The sequence below is a fragment of the Pseudomonas sp. A214 genome, from assembly GCF_900156295.1.
GTDB classification, from domain to species: domain Bacteria; phylum Pseudomonadota; class Gammaproteobacteria; order Pseudomonadales; family Pseudomonadaceae; genus Aquipseudomonas; species Aquipseudomonas rhizophila.
In genome coordinates this window covers 3,429,628-3,449,526 of record NZ_LT707062.1, presented here as the reverse complement: position 1 = coordinate 3,449,526, position 19,899 = coordinate 3,429,628, and the positions used below count along the sequence as shown (strand labels likewise).

At 59.4% G+C, this 19,899-nt stretch carries 17 protein-coding genes and 2 pseudogenes; 10 read left to right on the top strand and 9 right to left on the bottom strand.

Annotated elements, in window-relative coordinates; all coding sequences use genetic code 11:
- The first annotated feature begins 248 nt into the window (after positions 1-248).
- Entirely contained in the window at positions 249-1,964 is a 1,716-nt protein-coding gene (locus BW979_RS15445; RefSeq protein WP_047225868.1) for an amidase, read from the top strand.
- Positions 1,965-1,996: 32 nt separating this feature from the next.
- Here the strand turns inward: BW979_RS15445 and BW979_RS15440 are convergent, their stop codons facing one another.
- On the bottom strand, positions 1,997-2,851 hold the full coding sequence (locus BW979_RS15440; RefSeq protein ID WP_047225642.1) for a LysR family transcriptional regulator: 855 nt from the start codon (positions 2,849-2,851) through the stop codon (positions 1,997-1,999).
- A 74-nt stretch (positions 2,852-2,925) separates the two neighbouring features.
- On the opposite strand from BW979_RS15440, the gene BW979_RS15435 reads away from it, so the two are divergent.
- Complete coding sequence (locus BW979_RS15435; protein WP_076384298.1) at positions 2,926-3,873, top strand: DMT family transporter; 948 nt, start codon at positions 2,926-2,928, stop codon at positions 3,871-3,873.
- Between the two features lie 6 nt (positions 3,874-3,879).
- Here BW979_RS15435 and BW979_RS15430 read toward each other — a convergent pair whose 3' ends face one another.
- On the bottom strand, positions 3,880-4,359 hold the full coding sequence (locus BW979_RS15430) for a DUF488 domain-containing protein (protein ID WP_230682590.1): 480 nt from the start codon (positions 4,357-4,359) through the stop codon (positions 3,880-3,882).
- Positions 4,360-4,508: 149 nt separating this feature from the next.
- Positions 4,509-5,417, bottom strand: a complete 909-nt coding sequence (locus BW979_RS15425; protein ID WP_076386626.1) for a LysR substrate-binding domain-containing protein — start codon at positions 5,415-5,417, stop codon at positions 4,509-4,511.
- Positions 5,418-5,508: 91 nt separating this feature from the next.
- Between BW979_RS15425 and BW979_RS15420 the strand changes: the two genes are divergently transcribed.
- Entirely contained in the window at positions 5,509-6,501 is a 993-nt protein-coding gene (locus tag BW979_RS15420) for a DMT family transporter (RefSeq protein WP_076384294.1), read from the top strand.
- A 67-nt stretch (positions 6,502-6,568) separates the two neighbouring features.
- Entirely contained in the window at positions 6,569-6,964 is a 396-nt protein-coding gene (locus BW979_RS15415) for a VOC family protein (protein ID WP_076384292.1), read from the top strand.
- Here BW979_RS15415 and BW979_RS15410 read toward each other — a convergent pair.
- Positions 6,961-7,905, bottom strand: coding sequence for a LysR family transcriptional regulator (locus BW979_RS15410; protein ID WP_076384290.1), 945 nt, complete (start codon positions 7,903-7,905; stop codon positions 6,961-6,963). The genes BW979_RS15415 and BW979_RS15410 overlap by 4 nt on opposite strands.
- Before the next feature lie 145 nt (positions 7,906-8,050).
- On the opposite strand from BW979_RS15410, the gene BW979_RS15405 reads away from it, so the two are divergent.
- Positions 8,051-9,253 carry an MFS transporter gene (locus tag BW979_RS15405; RefSeq protein ID WP_076384288.1) on the top strand — a complete coding sequence of 401 codons (1,203 nt, stop codon included), beginning with the start codon at positions 8,051-8,053 and terminating at the stop codon, positions 9,251-9,253.
- 71 nt (positions 9,254-9,324) lie between these two features.
- Here the strand turns inward: BW979_RS15405 and BW979_RS15400 are convergent, their stop codons facing one another.
- Complete coding sequence (locus BW979_RS15400) at positions 9,325-10,104, bottom strand: EAL domain-containing protein (RefSeq protein ID WP_076384286.1); 780 nt, start codon at positions 10,102-10,104, stop codon at positions 9,325-9,327.
- 136 nt (positions 10,105-10,240) lie between these two features.
- Entirely contained in the window at positions 10,241-11,563 is a 1,323-nt protein-coding gene (locus BW979_RS15395; protein WP_047225867.1) for an APC family permease, read from the bottom strand.
- A 254-nt stretch (positions 11,564-11,817) separates the two neighbouring features.
- Here BW979_RS15395 and napE point away from each other — a divergent pair, with 254 nt between their 5' ends.
- From napE to BW979_RS15370, 5 genes are read left to right on the top strand one after another with little or no spacing between them, the layout of a single operon-like run.
- Positions 11,818-11,985, top strand: a complete 168-nt coding sequence (napE, locus tag BW979_RS15390; RefSeq protein ID WP_076384284.1) for a periplasmic nitrate reductase, NapE protein — start codon at positions 11,818-11,820, stop codon at positions 11,983-11,985.
- 36 nt (positions 11,986-12,021) lie between these two features.
- A complete protein-coding gene (locus BW979_RS15385) occupies positions 12,022-12,282 on the top strand; it encodes a chaperone NapD (RefSeq protein WP_076384282.1) in 261 nt (86 codons plus the stop codon).
- A complete protein-coding gene (gene napA / locus BW979_RS15380) occupies positions 12,279-14,783 on the top strand; it encodes a nitrate reductase catalytic subunit NapA (RefSeq protein WP_076384280.1) in 2,505 nt (834 codons plus the stop codon). Before BW979_RS15385 ends, napA begins: the two co-directional genes overlap by 4 nt.
- Positions 14,784-14,794: 11 nt before the next feature.
- Entirely contained in the window at positions 14,795-15,280 is a 486-nt protein-coding gene (locus BW979_RS15375) for a nitrate reductase cytochrome c-type subunit (protein ID WP_047225631.1), read from the top strand.
- Between the two features lie 9 nt (positions 15,281-15,289).
- The gene (locus BW979_RS15370; RefSeq protein ID WP_013692861.1) at positions 15,290-15,886 is read left to right on the top strand and encodes a cytochrome c3 family protein; all 597 of its coding nucleotides are present in this window, start codon (positions 15,290-15,292) and stop codon (positions 15,884-15,886) included.
- Between the two features lie 24 nt (positions 15,887-15,910).
- On the opposite strand, the pseudogene BW979_RS28170 reads toward BW979_RS15370, so the two are convergent.
- The 3 genes and pseudogenes from BW979_RS28170 to BW979_RS15360 all read right to left on the bottom strand — a co-directional run.
- Positions 15,911-16,387 (bottom strand): annotated as a pseudogene (locus tag BW979_RS28170) (methyl-accepting chemotaxis protein); the annotation flags it as partial.
- A gap of 111 nt (positions 16,388-16,498) precedes the next feature.
- Positions 16,499-17,176, bottom strand: a pseudogene (locus BW979_RS28165) (PAS domain-containing protein); the annotation flags it as partial.
- Positions 17,177-17,484: 308 nt separating this feature from the next.
- Positions 17,485-19,842 (bottom strand): efflux RND transporter permease subunit, encoded by a 2,358-nt coding sequence (locus tag BW979_RS15360; protein WP_231990622.1) that lies wholly within the window; start codon positions 19,840-19,842, stop codon positions 17,485-17,487.
- Positions 19,843-19,899 lie beyond the last annotated feature (57 nt).

Sequence of the window (19,899 nt, the reverse complement as noted above, 5' to 3'; positions counted from 1 at the left end):
CTGGCGGCCCGACCTGCGCTTGATTAAACCTGCCCTGCCGCGTTTTGCGGTGACACCCTTGGGCCGTATTCTATACAAAAGGTACTGCCCGAGTGTGGGCGGTTTTCTAATTAGGCCCTCTGGCGGTTATCCCGTAGTAAAGTGCATGCAACCGACATGAGAACCCACTTTGAGATGTCTGAAGTGCCCAAGACCCAGTTTGAATGGCCCCGCGCGTCACACCCCCAGTCAGCCGCAACGGTAACAGCATGATCGAAATTACCGAAGTCTCCATCGCACAACTGCGCGCAGCGCTCCAGTCCGGTCAGACGACCGCGGTCGAACTCGTCCAGGCCTACCTTGCCAGGATCGATGCCTATGACGGCGCCGACACGTCCACCGCCCTCAACGCTGTGGTCGTGCGAAACCCCGATGCCCTGGAAGAAGCACAGGCGTCCGATGCCCGTCGGGCCAAGGGACAAACCCTCGGTCCGCTCGATGGCATTCCCTATACCGCCAAGGACAGTTATCTGGTGAAGGGGCTCACGGCGGCTTCTGGCAGTCCGGCGTTCGCGAACCTGATCGCTTATCGCGATGCGTTCACCATCGAACGGCTTCGCGCCGCCGGGGCGATCTGCCTGGGCAAGACCAACATGCCGCCCATGGCCAATGGCGGCATGCAGCGCGGTGTCTATGGCCGGGCTGAAAGCCCCTATAACGCGGACTACCTCACCGCCCCTTTCGCATCGGGCTCCTCGAACGGTGCAGGCACTGCAACGGCAGCCAGTTTCGCCGCGTTCGGCCTTGCCGAAGAAACCTGGTCGAGCGGCCGGGGCCCGGCCTCGAACAACGGATTGTGTGCCTATACACCTTCGCGCGGGGTGATTTCGGTACGCGGCAACTGGCCGTTGACGCCAACAATGGACGTCGTCGTGCCCTATGCCAGGACGATGGCGGATCTTCTCGAAGTGCTCGACGTCGTGGTGGCGGACGATCCTGATACCCGGGGCGATCTGTGGCGCATGCAACCCTGGGTGCCCCTCCCGCCTGTCGACTCGGTTCGCCCCGCCTCATACCCGGGCCTTGCCGCGCATAAGGAAGCACTCGCTGGGGTCCGCTTCGGAGTTCCGCGCATGTACATCAACGCCGATCCCGAAGCGGGCACGGCTGAGGCTCCCGGCATTGGCGGGCCGACGGGGCAGCGAATCAACACCCGAGCCTCGGTCATGGCCCTGTGGGAAGACGCCCGCAAGGCGCTCCAAGCCTGTGGCGCGCAAGTGATTGAGGTCGATTTCCCGCTGGTGTCCAACTGCGAAGGTGATCGTCCGGGCGCGCCGACCGTATTCACTCGGGGCCTGGTGTCCAAGGAGTTCCTGCACCATGAGTTGTGGGACCTGTCGGCCTGGGCGTTCGATGACTTTCTGCGGGCCAACGGTGATCCGAAACTCAATCGCCTGGCCGATGTTGACGGACCGCTGATATTCCCCCACGACCCGGGCACCCTGCCCAACCGTGAGGACGACCTGGCCGCTGGCATGGATGAATACGTCAGGATGGCCGAACGCGGCATTACGCCGTGGGACCAGATCCCCACCCTGGCGGACGGACTGCGGGGCCTTGAACAGACACGTCGAATCGATCTTGAAGACTGGATGGACCGGCTAGGGCTCGATGCGGTGATATTCCCGACAGTCGCCGACGTTGGCCCCGCAGATGCAGATATCAACCCGGCGTCCGCCGATATCGCCTGGAGCAACGGGGTCTGGGTCGCCAATGGCAACCTGGCCATCCGGCACCTGGGCGTGCCCACCGTTACTGTGCCGATGGGCGTGATGGCGGACATTGGCATGCCTGTAGGGCTGACGTTTGCCGGACGTGCCTATGACGATTCGACCCTGTTGCGCCTGGCTTCGGCGTTTGAGTCGCTGGGCTCCAAACGGGTGGTCCCACCGCGTACGCCGCCGTTGTCGGGCAGTAAAAAATAAACCTGGTGGGCGGGATTGCCCCGCCCCTTTCATCAAAGCCGAAAATATTGCTGCATGGCTCGGGAGAGCAGGTTCACCGCCTCATCGGCATGGGACGCCTGCGCTCGAATGAACACCACCTCGTGCTCCGGCACCCGGGGCAGATCATCGAGGATCTGCATCTTGTCCGTCACCCGGGCCCGGTCTATCAGACTGATCGCCAAGCCGGCCTCCACACACGCCTTGACGGCCTGGGTGGAGGGGCTTTCCAGGACAATGCGCGACTTGCGAGCGCATTGCTTCAGCGCTTCCACCATGGCTTGTCGATAAGGGCACTGCGCCGCATGCACGGCCAGTGGCAGCGGCTGCGTCGAGGCAATCACGCTATTGATCGGGCCGACCCAAACAGGTGTCGTGGAGGTTAACCGCAGCGACTCTGTGTCCGGCAGCTCCTTCGGCCGGGCAATCATCGCAGCCTGGAGTTTTTCACGTTGAACCTGATCACGTAGCGCGTAGCTTGGCGCCGTCCTGAGCTCCAGTACCACGTTCGGCCAGGCGGCTGCGAATGTCGGAAGGATGTCGCGGATGACATGGTCCGCATATTCATCCGGCACGCCCAAGGTGATACGCCCCGCCAGACGGGTGCCATGCAGATCGGCCAAGACCCGGTCGTGGGTACTGAGCAACTCGGTGGTAGACAGGAGCAAACGCTTGCCCAGTGCGGTCAGGGAAACCGCCTGATTGTCACGGTTGAGCAATCGTCCACCGGCGACCGCTTCCAGCCGCTGGATGTGCACGCTCACCGCTGCCGGGCTTTTGTGCAGTTGCTCCGCCGCCGCACTGAATTTGCCGATGCGCGCCACCGCATGAAAAGTCCGTATCAGTTCGATATCGAGTATGGCCGGCATAATTCAACCTTTGTGAATGACTGCTGCACTATATTTTGATTTATTAGATTAGCCTGCTTTCGTAGCCTGTGGGCATGAATGCATACCGATCGATCTCATGCCCTGCTCTCTCCAAACCTCAATGGCACCAGGCGATACCTCTGTTCTTACTCGAGGCGGCGCTGGTGTTGAGCTGGAGTTCAGGCTTCATCGGCGCGCGCTTCTCGCTTGATTACGCGCCACCGTTACTGGTCGTGTTCTGGCGCTGCGTGCTGGTCACGCTCGTTCTGTTCCCGTTTGTCGCCAGGAACTTGAGGCGAACCTCGGCTGCCGTGCTGCTGAAAAACGCCGGCATCGGTTTGCTGGCCATGGCGGGGTATCTGGCGGGTATTACCCAAGGCATTGCCTTGGGCGTACCGGCCGGGCTCGCTGCCCTGTTCGCCGACCTTCTGCCCATGGGCCTGGCTTTATTGGCCGCGGGCGTCCTGGGACAGCGACTGGCCTGGCCGGTTTGGGCCGGCCTGGTCATCGGCCTGATCGGGGCCGCGCTGGTGACACATGGCGCGCTGGCCTGGGGCGATGCGCCCTTATGGGCTTATGCGCTGCCGCTGCTTGGCATGCTTTCACTCGCCGTCGCGACATTGTGGCAAAAGCACCTCCCGCCATCGCAGTCCTTGGGCCTACTCCCCAACCTATGGCTGCAATGCTGTGTTTCGGGCTTTGCCTTCGCTTTGGTCGAGGGCTTACAGGGCAGCCTCGCACCGATACCCAGCACAGGTTTTATCTTGAGTGTCCTGTGGACCGCGGGCTTGTCTACGATTGGCGGATATGGGCTCTACTGGCTGTGCCTGCGCCGCGCGTCAGCCACCCGGGTCGCCAGCGTCCTGTACCTCAGCCCCCCCGTTACGATGCTGTGGGCCTGGGCGATGTTCAACGAACCTCTTTCCTGGCAAATGGTGTCGGGCATGGCGGTGTCCGGGATCGGCATCTGGATGGTGGTGCGCACCGAAGCTCGGCAGCCAGTGGCCGACACAGCTCAGTAGCCCTGTTCACTCTCCAGCGGGATAAGTCAATTTCAGCCCGTGAACCTTCGCAGCCGGACTCAACACCGCTGTATTGGCTTTATCTTTGTCCATGATATGGATGACTTCTACACCGCGAAGCAACAGATAGTCGGCGACGATCCTGCGATGGCAACGCCACCAAACAGCCTCCGCACACATGATGGCGCAGTGGTGAGTCTTGCTGAGCGCGAGGAGGCGATTCAGACCGACCTCAAATTCTTGCGAAAGGGCGTAGTCCGCGTAGTTATGGAAACTTCGATTGACCCAGAATGCGTTGACCTCATCGGCAACGGTCTTTGATTTTTTTCGTAATCCGCCAAGCTCCGGAATCTGTTGATGCCCGATATCGAATTCGGCCAGTCGGTGTGCAAGCGTATCCAGATTGTATTGAGGATTTGTCCGTGATCGCGGGACGGTCCTGATATCGACAATGGTATCGACACCAAAACCGCTGACGATCTCCACGAACTGTTCGAGGGTTCGGGTCGAATGACCCACTGTGTAAACACAGACACTTTGCATAAATACTAATCCACACCTGATTTCTTTCAGATGACCTGTGCAAGCAAGCCAGGTTCTAGTGGATTCACGCAAATCCGCCAGGGTGACAGCCGTCAGCCCTCACTTGCCAACTCCCCCTCAAGCCACTCGATCAGTGCGCTCACTTCAGCGCGATCTGCTGCGTGCGAATTTCTGAAAACCGATATCGCTTCAGGCAAGGGAACACTTTGCGCGCAAGGCCTCACCAAAGCCCCACGCTCAATCAGCCTTGCGGCGGTGCGGCGCCATCCCAGTGCAATTCCGTGCCCCTCCACCGCCGCCTGAAGCATCAAGGGGTAGCTGTCAAATACAGTGCCTTGAAGATCAACAGCCGGTATCTGTCCAAACGCTTTTAGCCAACCCTCCCACTGCATCCAGTGAGGCGGCGTAGTGCGATAGTGCAAAAGCGTGTGGCGAGCAAGCTCACTGACCTGCATGGGCGCTTGGACATTGAGGTATTGCGGACTGCACACCGGAAACACCTCATCGCTAGCGGTAAAGACCAGAACATGTGCACCACTGGGGCGCCCGGTGCTTTGCAAGGCCACGTCAAAATGCTCATTGAATTCAGTCAGCGGCCGGGTTGAAGTGGCCACCTGGATTTCGATCTCCGGGTATTGCTGGTGGAATGACGAAAGGCGCGGCATCAGCCAGTAGAACGCCTCGCACAATTGGCACAGCAGAACGACACGGTTCTTGCCAGGCGCCTGGCGAAGGGTCTCGGCGACATCGCTGATACTGCGCAAGGCGCTGCTCACCACACGCCCTAGCTCGCGTCCTTCCTGGGTGAGAAACACTGCGCGGTTGCGCCGACTGAAGAGCTTTAGCCCAAGATTCTCTTCAAGTCCCCGTATCTGCCGACTGATCGCCGCTTGGGTAATGTGCAGCTCCTCGGCGGCCTTCGAAAAACTCTCCAGCCGCGCCGCCGCTTCAAAAGGCAATAAACTGGCGAGCGGCGGTAAAGACTTTCCAAGCGTATTCATAATCACCGGTAATGCATCCGTGGCCGAGAACTCGTTTGTAGCATAGCCCTGACGCTGCGCAACATGAGCTGAATATCTCATGGATAGACCGATGCTCAGGAATGACTCAAACACCACCGCAGGCGTGGCCCTCGCCGTCGTCGCCACTCTGAGTTGGGCCTTGAATTTCGTAGCGCCCTACGTCACCGGTGCCTATTCGATCTACGACTTGATGATCGTTCGGTTTCTGATCGCCGGGACGCTGGGTATGGGCGTCATGGTGTTCTATCGAGCTCGACTTCGACGCCTGAGCCGCGAACAGCAGCTTCTTGGCGCAAGCCTGGGAATTATCGGGTACCTCGGCTATAGCACTTGCATTGCCGCCGGAGTGATTTACGGAGGGCCGGTACTGACCCCTGCACTTATTGGCATGGTGCCGCTTCTGCAGGCCGTGCTCGGCAACGCCACGAGCAGAACCCTCGAATGGCGCAAGCTCGTGATACCACTGGCGTTGATGACAGGCGGGCTGTTGCTGTTGAACGTCGGCAGTCTCAATCACCTCCCAACTGGCGACAGTGCCTGGCGCAAGGGGCTGTTCTTTTCAATCAGCGCAGTGATCCTCTGGCTCGTATTCGCCGCGTTGAATCAAAGGGGCCTGGAAAAACTTGCCGTCAACGCATCAGGGGCCTGGACCGGCTTGATGATGGCAGGCGCCGGGCTGGGCACCTTGATCGCCTTACCCGCCGTACTGGTGCTTGATCTTCTGAAACTGCCAAGTCTGGGCTTCAGTGTTTCCGTGGCTGGGCCGTTGTATGCCTGGGGGCTCTTTATCGCGCTGATGTCATCGGTCGTCGGGGCCTGGGCGTGGAATGCCGCGTCCCGTCGCCTGCCCATGGTGCTTAGCGGGCAACTGATATCCCTGGAGTCACTCTTCGCGACGATACTGGGCCTGATGTTTCATCAGCGACTGCCCACTCTTTGGGAAACCTCAGGGCTAGCCGGTGTTCTTGTCGGCGTGGTTGTGGCCGTTCGTATCATCCTGACATCCAGCGAATCGACCGACCGCGCCCGACAGGAGGAGAACATCGCCAGGCGCACCCGGTGATGCATCTTTCACTGATCATCGTTTCGCGCCAGACTCATTCGATTCCCTGACCGCAAGGATAGCCAGCATGATCTCTCACGTTTTCCTAGGCATAGGCGATTTCGACCGCGCGTTCGCTTTCCATTCAAAGATAATGGCCGGGCTGGGCCTTACGTTGAAGTTCTGCGACGCCACTAAAGGCTGGGCCGGTTGGGTTTGCGAGGGCTCGCCTCGGCCGATCTTCGTGATTGGAAAACCATTTGACGGCAACCCAAGCGCGCCCGGTAACGGTCAGATGGTGGCGCTGCTGGCACCCAGCCGGGAGCTTGTCGCACGCAGCCACGCAATGGCGCTGGCCCTGGGAGGAACGTGTGAGGGAGCGCCTGGATTGAGGCCCCATTACCACCCCGACTATTACGGCGCCTATTTTCGCGACCTCGACGGCAACAAGCTGTGTGTCTGCTGCCATGATCCGCTGGGTTAGACGTCCACGGCTTTGCGGGGTTTGCCTTCTACCGGCTGACACAAATTGGCCGCAAGTGCTTCCAGCAAGGCACTGACCTTGGGAAGCTTCTCACGGCTTTTCTGCCAGGCAAGGTTGATCACCATTCCGTCGGTTGCCAGATGGGCAAGCACCTCAATCAACGTGCCCTCCTCAAGCTGCCGCTGGATCAACCATGAAGGTAACTGTGCAATCCCGCACCCGGCCGATACCGCAGCAACCAGCCCTTCACCGTCCCCCACGACCAACGCTGGCGACACCTGTTTTCTTACCGTCTCGCCGGGACGCTCACCGGCAAAATTCCACGGACTGAGCTTGCCGTCCGGCCAGCCGTAGGCGATGCACTGGTGATGTTCCAGATCGCGATCGGTCATGGGGATGCCATGCTTGGCCAAGTACATGGGTGAGGCACAGAAGACATGCCATTCACGACCCAGGTAACGATGCCCCAGCGCGTCAGGCCAAACCTGTGAGCCGCCAATGGTGACGACGATATCCACGCCTTCCTGGAGAGGGTCGATGAAACGATCCGTGAACGAGATGTGCGGCACCAGCCGCGGATAGTCCTGGATACACCGCAAGATGATGGGCATCACTTGCGAACGACCAAAGGCTGCCGGAAGGTCAAGCCGGACCCTACCCTGTGGCTCGGCGTCTTCAGCACGCAGCGACAGCTCGGCCTCTTCAAGGTCTGCAAGCACCCCCGTGCAGGTGCGATAGAACGCCGTCCCAGCGTCCGTCAGCGATACCCGCCGGGTGGTGCGATCGAACAATCGAGCGCCAAGACGGCTCTCCAGACGGGCGACGCTTTTGCTGATGGCCGAGCCCGTGAGGCTCATCCGCTCTGCGGCGGCCTTGAAGCTGCCGGATTCGGCGACGCAGACAAAGACATCGATCCCCTTCAATCGCTCGGAGGAAAACATTAGGCGTCCTGTTATTGATGAATTGAGTTCAACCTGCAATGGAAAATCCATCATAAATCAGAACTGGATTCCTCAGTAAACTTGCCGCGAGCGTATTGCGCCACGCTGCGCCCCTGGCAATGATCGATTGAACAAAGAGGCAAGGATGCTCGCTACCCTTAGAAACTACCCCACGACCGTCAACCTGCTGCTTTGCGCGTCTTCGATACTGACGTTGAGCCGAGCGATCACGCTGCCCTATCTGGTTATCTATCTGTCCGAAAACTTCGCCATGGGTGTGGCGGATATCGGAGTGGTCATCGGCAGCACACTGATCATTGGATCGCTATTGAGCCTCTATGGCGGTTTCCTGGTGGACAGGCTCTCCAGCTACCGACTCATTCTTGGGTTCAGTGGGTTGTTCAGCCTGGGGTTCCTTGGGGCAGTCGTGACCCGCGAACTCTGGCTTTTTTTCATCTGCCTGGTGCTGATCAATCTGGCATATGCCGTCATCGATATTGCGGTCAAAGCGGGATTTGGCAGCTTGCTCCCCGCCGCCGAACGCAGCGAAGTGTTCTCAATCAAATATACGCTGACCAACATCGGCTATGCCGTCGGACCGTTTCTCGGGGCGGGGATAGCCAAGCTAGGGATCAGCTTGCCCTTTCTATTGTCTGCCGGGCTCGGTGCCGGCTTCTTTCTCATTTACTTCGTTTGGGGCGACAGACATTCCGCCCCCGTCGACGCAGGCCAGACGCCTGTGCCTTTCCTGGCGGTGGGCAAGGTTCTGCTCCAGGATTACCGGTTGGTGTGTTTCACCCTCGGCGGCCTGCTCAGCGCCGTGGTCTTCGGCCAGTTCACCGCCTATCTCTCGCAGTATCTGGTGGTTACAACCACGCCGGAGGACACCTACCGAATCATCAGCGCTATCGTCACGACCAATGCGCTGATGGTGATCAGCCTGCAATATTCCATCGGCAAGAAAATATCCCATCGGCATCTGAATCTTTGGCTGCTGGCCGGGCTGGGAATGTTCCTCATGGGCCTGGCCGGTTTCGCCCTGTCCAACTCGGTGATGTTCTGGGTGATGTCCATGGCTGTATTCACTGTCGGGGAAATAATCGTATTCCCCGCGGAATACATGTTCATCGACAACATCGCGCCCAACCATCTGCGCGGCATGTACTACGCCGCGCAGAACCTCGGCAACCTGGGGGCCGCAGCCGGGCCGTTGCTCTGCGGCGTGGTCCTGGCCACGCAACCGCCCCACAGCATTTTCTACATGCTCGCGCTCTTTATTATCGCGGGAGGAGCCTTTTATATATTGGGCGCTTCCCGCTGGCTCAACCACGGCCGACAAAAATCGTGAAAAGCCTCTGCCATCTCACCCAGCGAACAAAAAAGCTGTCTTTGGAAAACTCCTTGAACGGCCCGTACGCCTCAGTCAAAACTGCCAGGCGGGAGGCGACCGACCTCAGGTCTTGCGAACAGGTATCCCTGCATCAGATCGATACCCAGCTCCAGAAGCGCGGCGCTTTCCCCTCGCGTCTCAATGCCCTCGGCTACGACGGTAATGCCCAGGCGTTTGGCGACCAGGACGATACCCTCGACAATCGCTTGCTTGACGGTGTCTTGATCAATCGTGCGGGTCAACGCCATATCAATCTTCAGCACTTGCGGCTGAAACATGGCCAGCAGATTGAGCCCTGAGTAACCGGAGCCGAAATCATCAATGGCGGTGGTGAAACCCTGGCGCTCGTACTCCACGAAAATCGACTTGAGGTGGTCGGGATCTACCACCTTCTCGCCTTCCGTTACTTCGAACATGAGTCGGTTTGGCGGGAAGTTTGTATTACGTGCGGCTTCCAGGGTTGCCCGGATACAGGTCTCGGGCCTGTACACGGCATTGGGCAGGAAATTGATGCTGAGCAGGCAATCGGCAATGTCCAGAATGCCCAGCCGGGCGGCTTCCTCGATCGCCTTCACGCGACACGCCTGGTCGAACCGGTAGCGGTTACCGTCATTGACCAGTCCAAGAATGTAGCCTGCCGATTCGCCATTGACGCCCCGCACCAACGCCTCATAAGCGAACGCGGTGCGCGTTCGTACATTGAAGATGGGTTGAAAGGCCATTGTGAAGTCGAACCCCAGCGCCTCATGGTTGCGGCATTCGGCGCAACCGAGGGATTTGAAGGCTGGGTCGGAGGAGTCTTGGGTCATGATCAGTATTCCGTTGCTTAACGGGGCATCCCCTGCACATGCAAGGAACTGTAGTCGACACCGTTTGAATCGGCACAGTCCGAGCTTTCTGGAGGACGTTTGAGTCCATGATTACCGACGGGACTCCTCCAGCCCGCTAGCCAGGCTTTATCGCCACGGGCATCGCGATACGCGTGCAGGCGTAAAGCAATATTCCGACAACCATCAAGGCTGCACCGCGAAGCCAGGTTTCCAGGCTTTGCTGACTGAGCAATATCAAACACGAAACGATAGCCAGAACGGGCACCCAGGTTGGCACCCGAAAATGCGCTTCCTCAACCGTGTCACGCCTTAACACCAATACCGCCAGATTTGTGCTGAGGAATACGAAAAGCAACAGCAGAACAACTGTCTGGGCCAATGCAGCAAGGGTGCCGGTCAGTGTCAACGCAATAGATACAAGGGTCGTGGCGATGATAGCGACCCAAGGCGTACGTCTGTTGGGCAGTACCTGCGCCAAGGCCTCCGGCAACAGCCCCAGACACGCCATTCCATAGGCGAGTCGACTGGCCATGATCAGAGTCAGCAACGCTCCGTTGGCCACGGCGATGAGCGCGATAAAGGCAAACACGCGAGGTGGAATGTTCAATCCCGATGCCCGGACGACTTCCAGCAACGGGGCCGACGTTGCGACCAGTTGCTCCATCGGCAGCACTGAAGAGGCTGCGACACCAACGGCCATGTAGACGACCCCGGCGGTCAACAATGCCGCAAATAAGGCGCGCGGATAGACCTTTCGAACATCACGTATTTCCTCAGCCAGATTGGCGGATGTTTCAAAGCCGACAAACGAATAGAAGGCCAGCAATGCCGCCCCCAACACCGCCAGCATCGGACTGACCCCCGGCTTGAATTGCAACGCGGCTTCCAGGTGAGCATCACCGGAACGGAAAAACCAGGCGGCAGCCACAACGACCAGAATCAGGCCTGACAGTTCTATGAGCGTCATCACCAGATTCGCCCCCAGAGACTCTTTTATTCCCCTGGCATTCAAGAGCGCTATGACCACCAGAAACACCAGGGCCGCGACGTGCGGTGAGACCTGAACAAATGCGCCCAGATAATCACCCGCGAAAGCCAGCGAAAGACCGGCAGCGCTTGTGACAGCCGCAGCCAGCATGCAGAACCCGACCAAAAACGAAATAAGCGGTGACTTGAATGCCTTCTCGGCATACACCGACGCCGCTCCCGCATGGGGGTATTTGGTGACCAGCTCCGCATACGAACCGGCCGTCAGCATTGCGAAGAATAATGCTACCAGCAACGGCATCCAGATCGCGCCGCCCACCTCCCCCGCGATCGTGCCGGCGAGCGCATAAACACCGGCGCCGAGTACATCGCCAAGAATGAAAAGAAACAGCATCGGTCCTGTCACCGCCCGGCGCAAGGAGGTCCGGGATTTAGGGGGCGTTACTTTCATATTCTGGCTCTGCTTCAAACATGCACGTGTTGGGTACCTCGCGTTGCGCCAGGCAGTGGTATGACTCTCTGAGTAGTGGAAGTATTTGCCCAGTGAAAGTTCAGAAATGTTCCCCATCATCGCGCCGTCCGGGTCAATCGTCAGAGTCATTTACTGGCCCTTGGTGGGACCGTTGGTCGAAAGCAAATCGGGCACACAGGCCAGTCCAGCAATCGTGATCTAGTATCAACGCAGGTTCGGCTGGAGAAGCCCCAATGTCGTTGGTTGAAGAACGCAAACCTGAACGCCGCAAGGAAACCCGGCTGTTCCTCTTCCTTGTCGTGTTCCTCTTTCCGCTGCTGTCGGTCGCCATCGTCGGCGGCTACGGTTTCCTCGTCTGGTTTTTCCAGATGCTGTATGGCCCTCCTGGCCCACCCCACTGACCGGTGGCTTTTTCTTGAGGCTATTGGAGCCCGTTCATGGACGAAACCCTGCATATCGCCAGTCTTGTCGTACTTGCCCGACCGGAGATGTTCGACACGGTCAAGGCCAACCTGCGCCTGCTCGATGGCCTGGAGCTGCATCAGGAAAGTGCCGCCGGAAAACTGGTGGTAGTGCTTGAAGCCGTGCATGAAGACCAGATCCTGCAACGCATCGACCAGATCAACAACCTGCCCGGCGTACTCAACGCGGCGTTGATCTATCACGAACTCCTCGAGCCCGAAGGAGACATCGAATGAGCATGACCCGCCGTGCATTCGTCAAGACCCAGGCCGCCGCCATTGCAGCCGCCGCTGCGGGCCTGCCGATCGTAACCTCTGCCAGCAACCTGGTGACCGAAGCGGACATGGTCACCCTGGACTGGAACAAGGCGCCTTGCCGGTTCTGTGGCACCGGGTGCAGCGTGATGGTCGCGACCCGGGATAACCGGGTGGTCGCCACCCATGGCGACGTGAAGGCCGAAGTCAATCGTGGGCTCAACTGCGTGAAAGGCTATTTTCTTTCAAAGATCATGTATGGCGTCGATCGCCTGACCCAGCCGCTGTTGCGCATGAAGAACGGTCAGTACGACAAGCAGGGCGAATTCCAGCCGGTCAGTTGGGAGCAAGCCTTCGACATCATGGAGCTGAAGTTCAAGCAGGCCCTGAAAAGCAAGGGGCCGGAATCGGTCGGTATGTTCGGCTCCGGACAGTGGACGGTCTGGGAAGGCTACGCCGCCAACAAACTGATGAAGGCCGGCTTTCGCACCAACAACATCGACCCCAACGCCCGCCATTGCATGGCCTCGGCGGTGATGGGTTTCATGCGCACCTTTGGCGCCGATGAACCCATGGGTTGTTATGACGACATCGAAGCCACCGATGCCTTCGTGCTCTGGGGCTCGAACATGGCCGAGATGCACCCGGTGCTCTGGAGCCGGGTCACCGATCGCCGCCTGAGCCAGCCCCATGTGAAAGTGGCGGTGCTGTCCACCTTCGAACATCGCAGTTTCGAGTTGGCCGACATCCCCATGGTGTTCAAGCCGCAAACCGACCTGCTGATTCTTAACTACATCGCCAACCACATCATTGAAAGCGGCGCGGTGAACCAGGATTTCATCAGCAAGCACACTCGCTTTGCCCGGGGTGCCGACGACATCGGCTACGGCCTGCGTCCTGACGACCCACGGGAAACCAGCGCGAAGAATGCCGGCAAGGCCAACACCTGGACGGATATTGACTTCGAGGCGTACGCCGCCTTCGTCAAGCCTTACACGCTGGAGCGAACCGCCAGGGAGACGGGGGTTGCCCCTGAGCGACTGAAAAGCCTGGCACAGTTGTATGCCGACCCCAAGCGTAAGGTCGTGTCGTTCTGGACCATGGGGTTCAACCAGCACACGCGTGGCGTCTGGGCCAACAACCTGATCTACAACATCCACCTGCTTACCGGCAAGATCAGTGAGCCGGGCAATAGCCCGTTCTCGTTGACCGGTCAACCGTCGGCCTGTGGCACGGCACGTGAAGTGGGGACTTTTTCCCACCGACTACCGGCCGACCTGGTGGTCACCAATCCCAAGCATCGCGTCACCGCCGAGAAAATCTGGAAGCTGCCCGCCGGCACCATCCAGGAAAAGCCCGGCTTCCACGCGGTGGAACAGAGCCGCATGCTCAAGGACGGTGTGCTCAACGTGTGCTGGACCCAGGCCAGCAACAACATGCAGGCCGGACCGAACATCATGCAGGAAGTCCTGCCGGGTTGGCGCAACCCCGACAATTTCATGATTGTCTCCGACGTCTACCCCACCGTTTCCGCCCAGGCCGCCGACCTGATTCTGCCCAGCGCCATGTGGGTGGAGAAGGAAGGCGCCTTCGGTAACGCTGAACGACGCACGCAATTCTGGCATCAGTTGGTGACGGCACCGGGAGACGCCCGGTCGGACCTGTGGCAGTTGATGGAATTTTCCAAGCGCTTCACCACCGATGAAACCTGGCCCGCCGAATTGCTCGCCAAGGCACCTGAGCTCAAGGGCAAGACCCTCTTCGAGGTGCTGTTCAAAAATGGCCAGGTGGACCAGTTCCCCGTCGAGCAGTTGGAAGCCGGCTACAAAAACGATGAAGCCAAGGCCTTTGGGTTTTACCCGCAGAAGGGGCTGTTCGAGGAGTACGCCCAATTCGGTCGCGGCCATGGACATGACCTTGCCGCATTTGACCGTTACCACAGTGAACGGGGCCTGCGCTGGCCGGTGGTGGATGGCAAGGAAACCCGCTGGCGTTATCGCGAGGGGCTGGACCCCTATGTGGAGAAAGGCAGCGAGGTGCAGTTCTATGGCTATCCGGACAAGAAGGCGATCATTTTCGCCCTCCCCTACGAACCGCCGGCCGAGGCACCGGATGCGGACTACCCGTTCTGGCTGAGCACCGGGCGCGTTCTTGAACACTGGCACACGGGCAGCATGACCCAGCGAGTCGAAGAACTCTACAAAGCCGTGCCGGATGCGCTGGTGTACATGCATCCCGAGGATGCCAAGGCCTTGAAAGCACGGCGCGGCAGTGAAGTGAAGCTGATCAGCCGACGCGGTGAGATCCGTGCGCGCATCGAAACCCGCGGGCGCAACAAGCCGCCTCAAGGATTGGTATTCGTGCCGTTTTTCGACGCCAACAAGCTGATCAACAAGGTCACGCTCGATGCCACCGACCCGATCTCCAAGCAAACCGACTACAAAAAGTGCGCGATACGCATCGAGTTGGTCAGCGTGGCCTGAGGAGAACCCTGATGCTTTTTCGAATGCTGCCCTTGTTTCTGCTTGCCGCGATTGGCGTGGTGATCGCGGCTGAAATCAACTACCCGCTCGACGCGCCAGCTCCGGATGGGCGTCGCCCCGGCGGCACTCTATCCCAGAACATGCCCGCCCCGCCCATTACCGATGAAGAAAACAAAGACCTCAAACGCGAGCGTAATTACCCGGATCAGCCGCCGACCATTCCCCACACCATCCGTGGCTATCAGGTCGACGCGAACGGCAACAAGTGCCTGTCCTGTCACAGCCGTGCCAACAGCGCACGGACCCAGGCAACGATGATCAGCATCACCCACTACATGGACCGCGATGGCCAAGCGCTGGCGGCCGTCTCACCACGTCGGTACTTCTGCAACCAGTGCCATGTACCGCAGGCGGACGTGAAGCCTTTGGTGGGAAACAATTTCGAGACAATCGACAAACTGCTGCAAGACAACGCCAACGCCACGAAGAAACCTTGAGGAGGCAACATGAAAGCACTGTTCGCCTTGCTCAAGGACTACTGGGGCGTCCTGCGTCGTCCGAGCCTGTATTACAGCCTGGGTTTCCTGACGCTTGGGGGCTTTATCGCCGGTATCGTTTTCTGGGGCGGCTTCAACACTGCACTGGAGGCGACCAATACCGAGACGTTCTGCGTGTCCTGCCATGAAATGCGTGACAACGTGTTTGTCGAGCTCAAGGACACGATCCACTACACCAACCGCTCCGGCGTACGCGCCAGTTGTCCGGACTGTCACGTGCCACACGAGTGGACCCATAAGATCGCGCGCAAGATGCAGGCCTCCAAGGAGGTCTGGGGCAAGATTTTCGGTACCATCGACACCCGCGACAAATTCCTCGCCCTGCGACGTGAACTGGCCGAGCACGAATGGGCCCGACTCAAGGCCAACGACTCGCGAGAATGCCGCAATTGTCACAACTTCGAATTCATGGACTTCACCCGGCAAAGCAAGCGCGCCTCGAGCATGCACTCGACCTCACTGGCCAATGGCGAGGCAACCTGCATCGATTGCCACAAGGGCATCGCTCACAAGTTGCCTGATATGAGCGGCGTCAAAGGCTGGTGAGGAGGTTCGGGCCGCCCATACGCATCAACCTACCCAGCCGATGGCCGTTTTCGGGATGACCTCGGACTCATCGAGTTTGGAGGCAAACATGCTCACCGCTTCGAGTGCGTCACTGGTACCGGTTCTGATCTGCAGAATAACCGATCCGGCCTGATCGGCCAGGGTTACGCCACGCAGGGCGCCCTCCTGGGTCACCGTCATGCTGGCGACGGCGTCACGGGTTTCAGACAGAATCAGGCCGATCATCTCGGCAATCTCGGCCGTCGAACGGCTGGTGCGCCCGGCCAGTTGCCGGACTTCATCGGCGACCACCGCAAACCCTCTCCCTTGATCGCCGGCCCGCGCCGCTTCGATGGCCGCGTTAAGGGCAAGCAGGTTGGTCTGGTCGGCGATGCCGCGAATGGTATTGACGATGGCCGTGATCTCTTCAGAACGCGCGCCCAACTGGCCGACCAATCGTGCAGAGGCCCCGATATTGTCAGCGATCTGGCGCATTTCCTTGGCCGTCTGCTGAATCACTTGCGAGCCCTGTTCAGCGACTTTCTCGGTCTCGGCAGAGATGTGGTAGGCACGGGAAGCGCCGCGCGAATCCTCTTCGAATTTCTCGACTCGTTCGCTGATGTCACTGGCGAACTTGATGATTTTGCTCAGCTTGCCTTCGGCATCGTAGACCGGGTTGTAACTGGCCTCCAACCAGACAACCTTGCCGTGCTTGCCCAGACGTTTGAATTGACCACTGAAAAATTCACCGCTATTGAGGCGACGCCAGAAATCGCTGTATTCGGAGCTGCTCACCAGCTCCTGCTCGCAGAACAGCCGGTGGTGCTTGCCTTTGAGTTCCGCCAGCGAGTAATTCATGACACTGAGGAAGTTGTCGTTAGCGGTCAGGATGTTGCCGTTCAGATCGAATTCGATCACCGCCATAGCGCGATCGAGTGCGGCCAGCTTGCCTTGGGTTTGCGCCTCGTTTGCTACCCGCGCGGTGACGTCGAGTGCATATTTGACCACTTTTACAACGCGGCCTTGTTCGTCCACTACCGGGTTATAGCTGGCCTCCAGCCAGACATTCCCACCCTTGCCATTGACTCGCTGAAAAGTGCCGGACACGAATTGACCGGACCGCAGGCGGTCCCAGAACTGACGATACTCGGCGCTGCTGACCAGCGCGGGCGTGCAGAAATCCCGATGAGACATACCGGCCAGTTGATCTGCCCGATGCCCCATCGTATGCAAGAAATTCTCATTGGTGCGCAGTACCTTGCCATCTGGGCTGAACTCCACAACGGCCATCGACCGCTCCAGAGCACCCACCAATCCTTTGTACGTTGCCAATTCGGCTGTCCTAGCCATCAATTCACTTTTCAGCGTTGAATTAAACATGACGTACCCTCGGCGAACCCACAAATCGATCGGACCTTATTGAGGGTATCGGCGAGTTGGCTGAAGGCTAAATACGGCGTGAAAGATTATGTTTTGACGCCAGATAAACGGCAGAAAAACCGTTTTGACTTGTCTCCATCGGATCGTGGAAATGGCCAGACCAGGCAAGCCGCATTGGCCTGCCTGGTCTGGCCCTTCGGTTGCCAGCGGACCGTCAGTCAGCCCTCCCCGACCGGCTGCAACACGCCGGCGGCCTCAGGCTTTTTTGCGAACAGCCTTTGTGGCAACAGGAAGTACGCCAGTGCAGGCAACAGGATCAGCGCGCCGAGCATGTTCACCAGGAACATGAAGGCCAGCAGGATGCCCATGTCGGCCTGGAACTTGATCGGCGAGAAAGCCCAGGTCGCCACGGCGATAGCCAGGGTGACGCCGGTCAGCAGAACCACCTTGCCGGTGAACAGCAGCGCGCGGTAATAGGCCTCGGACAGCGTGGCGCCGGCGCGCATGTGGGTCAGGATCACGCTCAGCACATACAGCGCGTAGTCGACCCCAATGCCCACCCCGAGGGCGATCACCGGCAAAGTCGCCACCTTCACGCCCATGCCCAGACCCACCATCAGCGCCTCGCAGAGGATCGAGGTGAGCATCAGCGGCAGCACCGCGGCGAGTACCGCGCGCCAGGAACGGAAGGTCACCCAGCAAAGCAGGATCACGGCACCGTAGACCCAGAACAGCATCTCGCGCATGGCCTTCTTCACCACAATGTTAGTCGCCGCCTCGATGCCGGCGCTCCCCGCAGCGAGCATAAACTTCACGTCCGGCAGTTGCTGCTGGGCGATAAAGGCTTCGCTGGTCTGCACCACCCGCTCCAGAGTGTCAGCCTTGTGGTCGGCCAGGTAGACGTAAAGCGAGAGCAGCGAACAGCCCTGGTTGAACAGCTCACGCGGCGCACGGGTCTGTACCGCGCCGAGGGCCCCGTCATTGGGAATCAACTCGTACCATTTGAAGTTGCCCTCGTTATACCCGGCGGCGGCGATCTTGCTCAGGGCCGCCATGGAGTTGGTCGACTCGACGCCCGGCAATTGCTCCAGTTGCCAGGCCAAAGCATCCACCGCCGCCAGGGTCGGATAGCGGGTGCATTGGTCTTCCGGGGTTTTGACCATGACCACGAAAATGTCCGAACTGGCCGCGTAGTTCTGCGTCATGAAAGCCGCATCGCGGTTGTAGCGCGAGTCTGGACGCAGCTCCGGAGCGCCTGGGTCCAGATCGCCGATTTTCAGGTGCAGGCTGACGGCGAAACCGCCGACCGCCAGCGCCAGGCCCACCAGGCAAGCGCCGTAAGCCCAGGAGCGCCGGGTGAACAGGTCGAGGAAGCTCCAGAGCGGATGCTTGACGTTTGCTTTCAACTCAGCGGTTTCGGCCCGCAAGCTGCGCTCGGCCGCCTTGGCGCCGACACCGATATAGCTGAGCAGAATCGGCAGCAGGATCAGGTTGGTGAAGATCAGCACCGCCACGCCGATGCTGGCGGTAATCGCCAGGTCCTGGATCACGCGGATCTTGATCACCATCAGCACCGCGAACCCCACCGCATCACAAAGCAACGCGGTCATGCCGGCGGCAAACAAGCGGCGGAAGGTATAACGCGCGGCGACCACCCGGTGCGTGCCACGACCGATGTCCTGCATGATGCCGTTCATCTTCTGCGCGCCGTGGCTCATGCCGATGGCGAACACCAGAAAAGGCACCAACGCCGAATAGGGATCCAGGTCGTAACCAAGGCTGGCGAGCAGCCCGACCTGCCAGAGCACCGCCACCAGGGAGCAGAGCACCACCAGCGCGGTGCTGCGGGCACAACGGGTGTACCAGTAGAGCACCACGACCGTCACCAGCACGGCAACCACGAAAAACAGCATGACCTGGACCAGTCCGGCAATCAGGTCGCCGATGATCTTGGTGAACCCGGTGATGTGGATCTGGATTCGATCGCTCTGGTATTTGTCGCGCAAAGCTTCCAGCTGCCGGGAAAATTCGCCGGCATCCAGCGCCTTGCCGGTCACGGGATTGATTTCCAGCAGCGGCACGAATATCACGCTGGACTGGAAGTTGCCCGCCACCAGTTGGCCGATCTCGCCGGAGCGGGCAACGTTGGTGCGCACCTGCTCCAGACTGGCGGCGGAACCGTCATAGGTGTCCGGGATCACCGTGCCGCCATCAAGGCCCTCCTCTGTCACGGCCGTCCAGCGCGTGGTCGGCGTCCAGAGCGACTTCATATAAGGCTTGTCGACACCCGGCAGCAAATAGATCTCGTCGTTGAGCCTGGCGAGAACGTCGAGGTAATCCTTGTCGAAGATGTTGCCGTCCTTGACCGCCACGGCAATGCGCACTGAGTTACCCAGGCCGCTCAATTCGCTGCGTCGCTCAAGGAAATTGGCGACGTAAGGGTGCGACGTCGGAATGGTTTTTTCGAAACTGGCATTGAGACCGATCTTGCTGGCCTGGTAACCCAGCACCAGGGTGGTCAGCAGGCAGAGCAGAATCACCCAGGGGCGATGATTGAAAATCGCCCGCTCGCCCATGTTTCCGGAACGCGGATCGAAATCCTCCAGACGGGCGATTACCACTTGCTGTTCGAG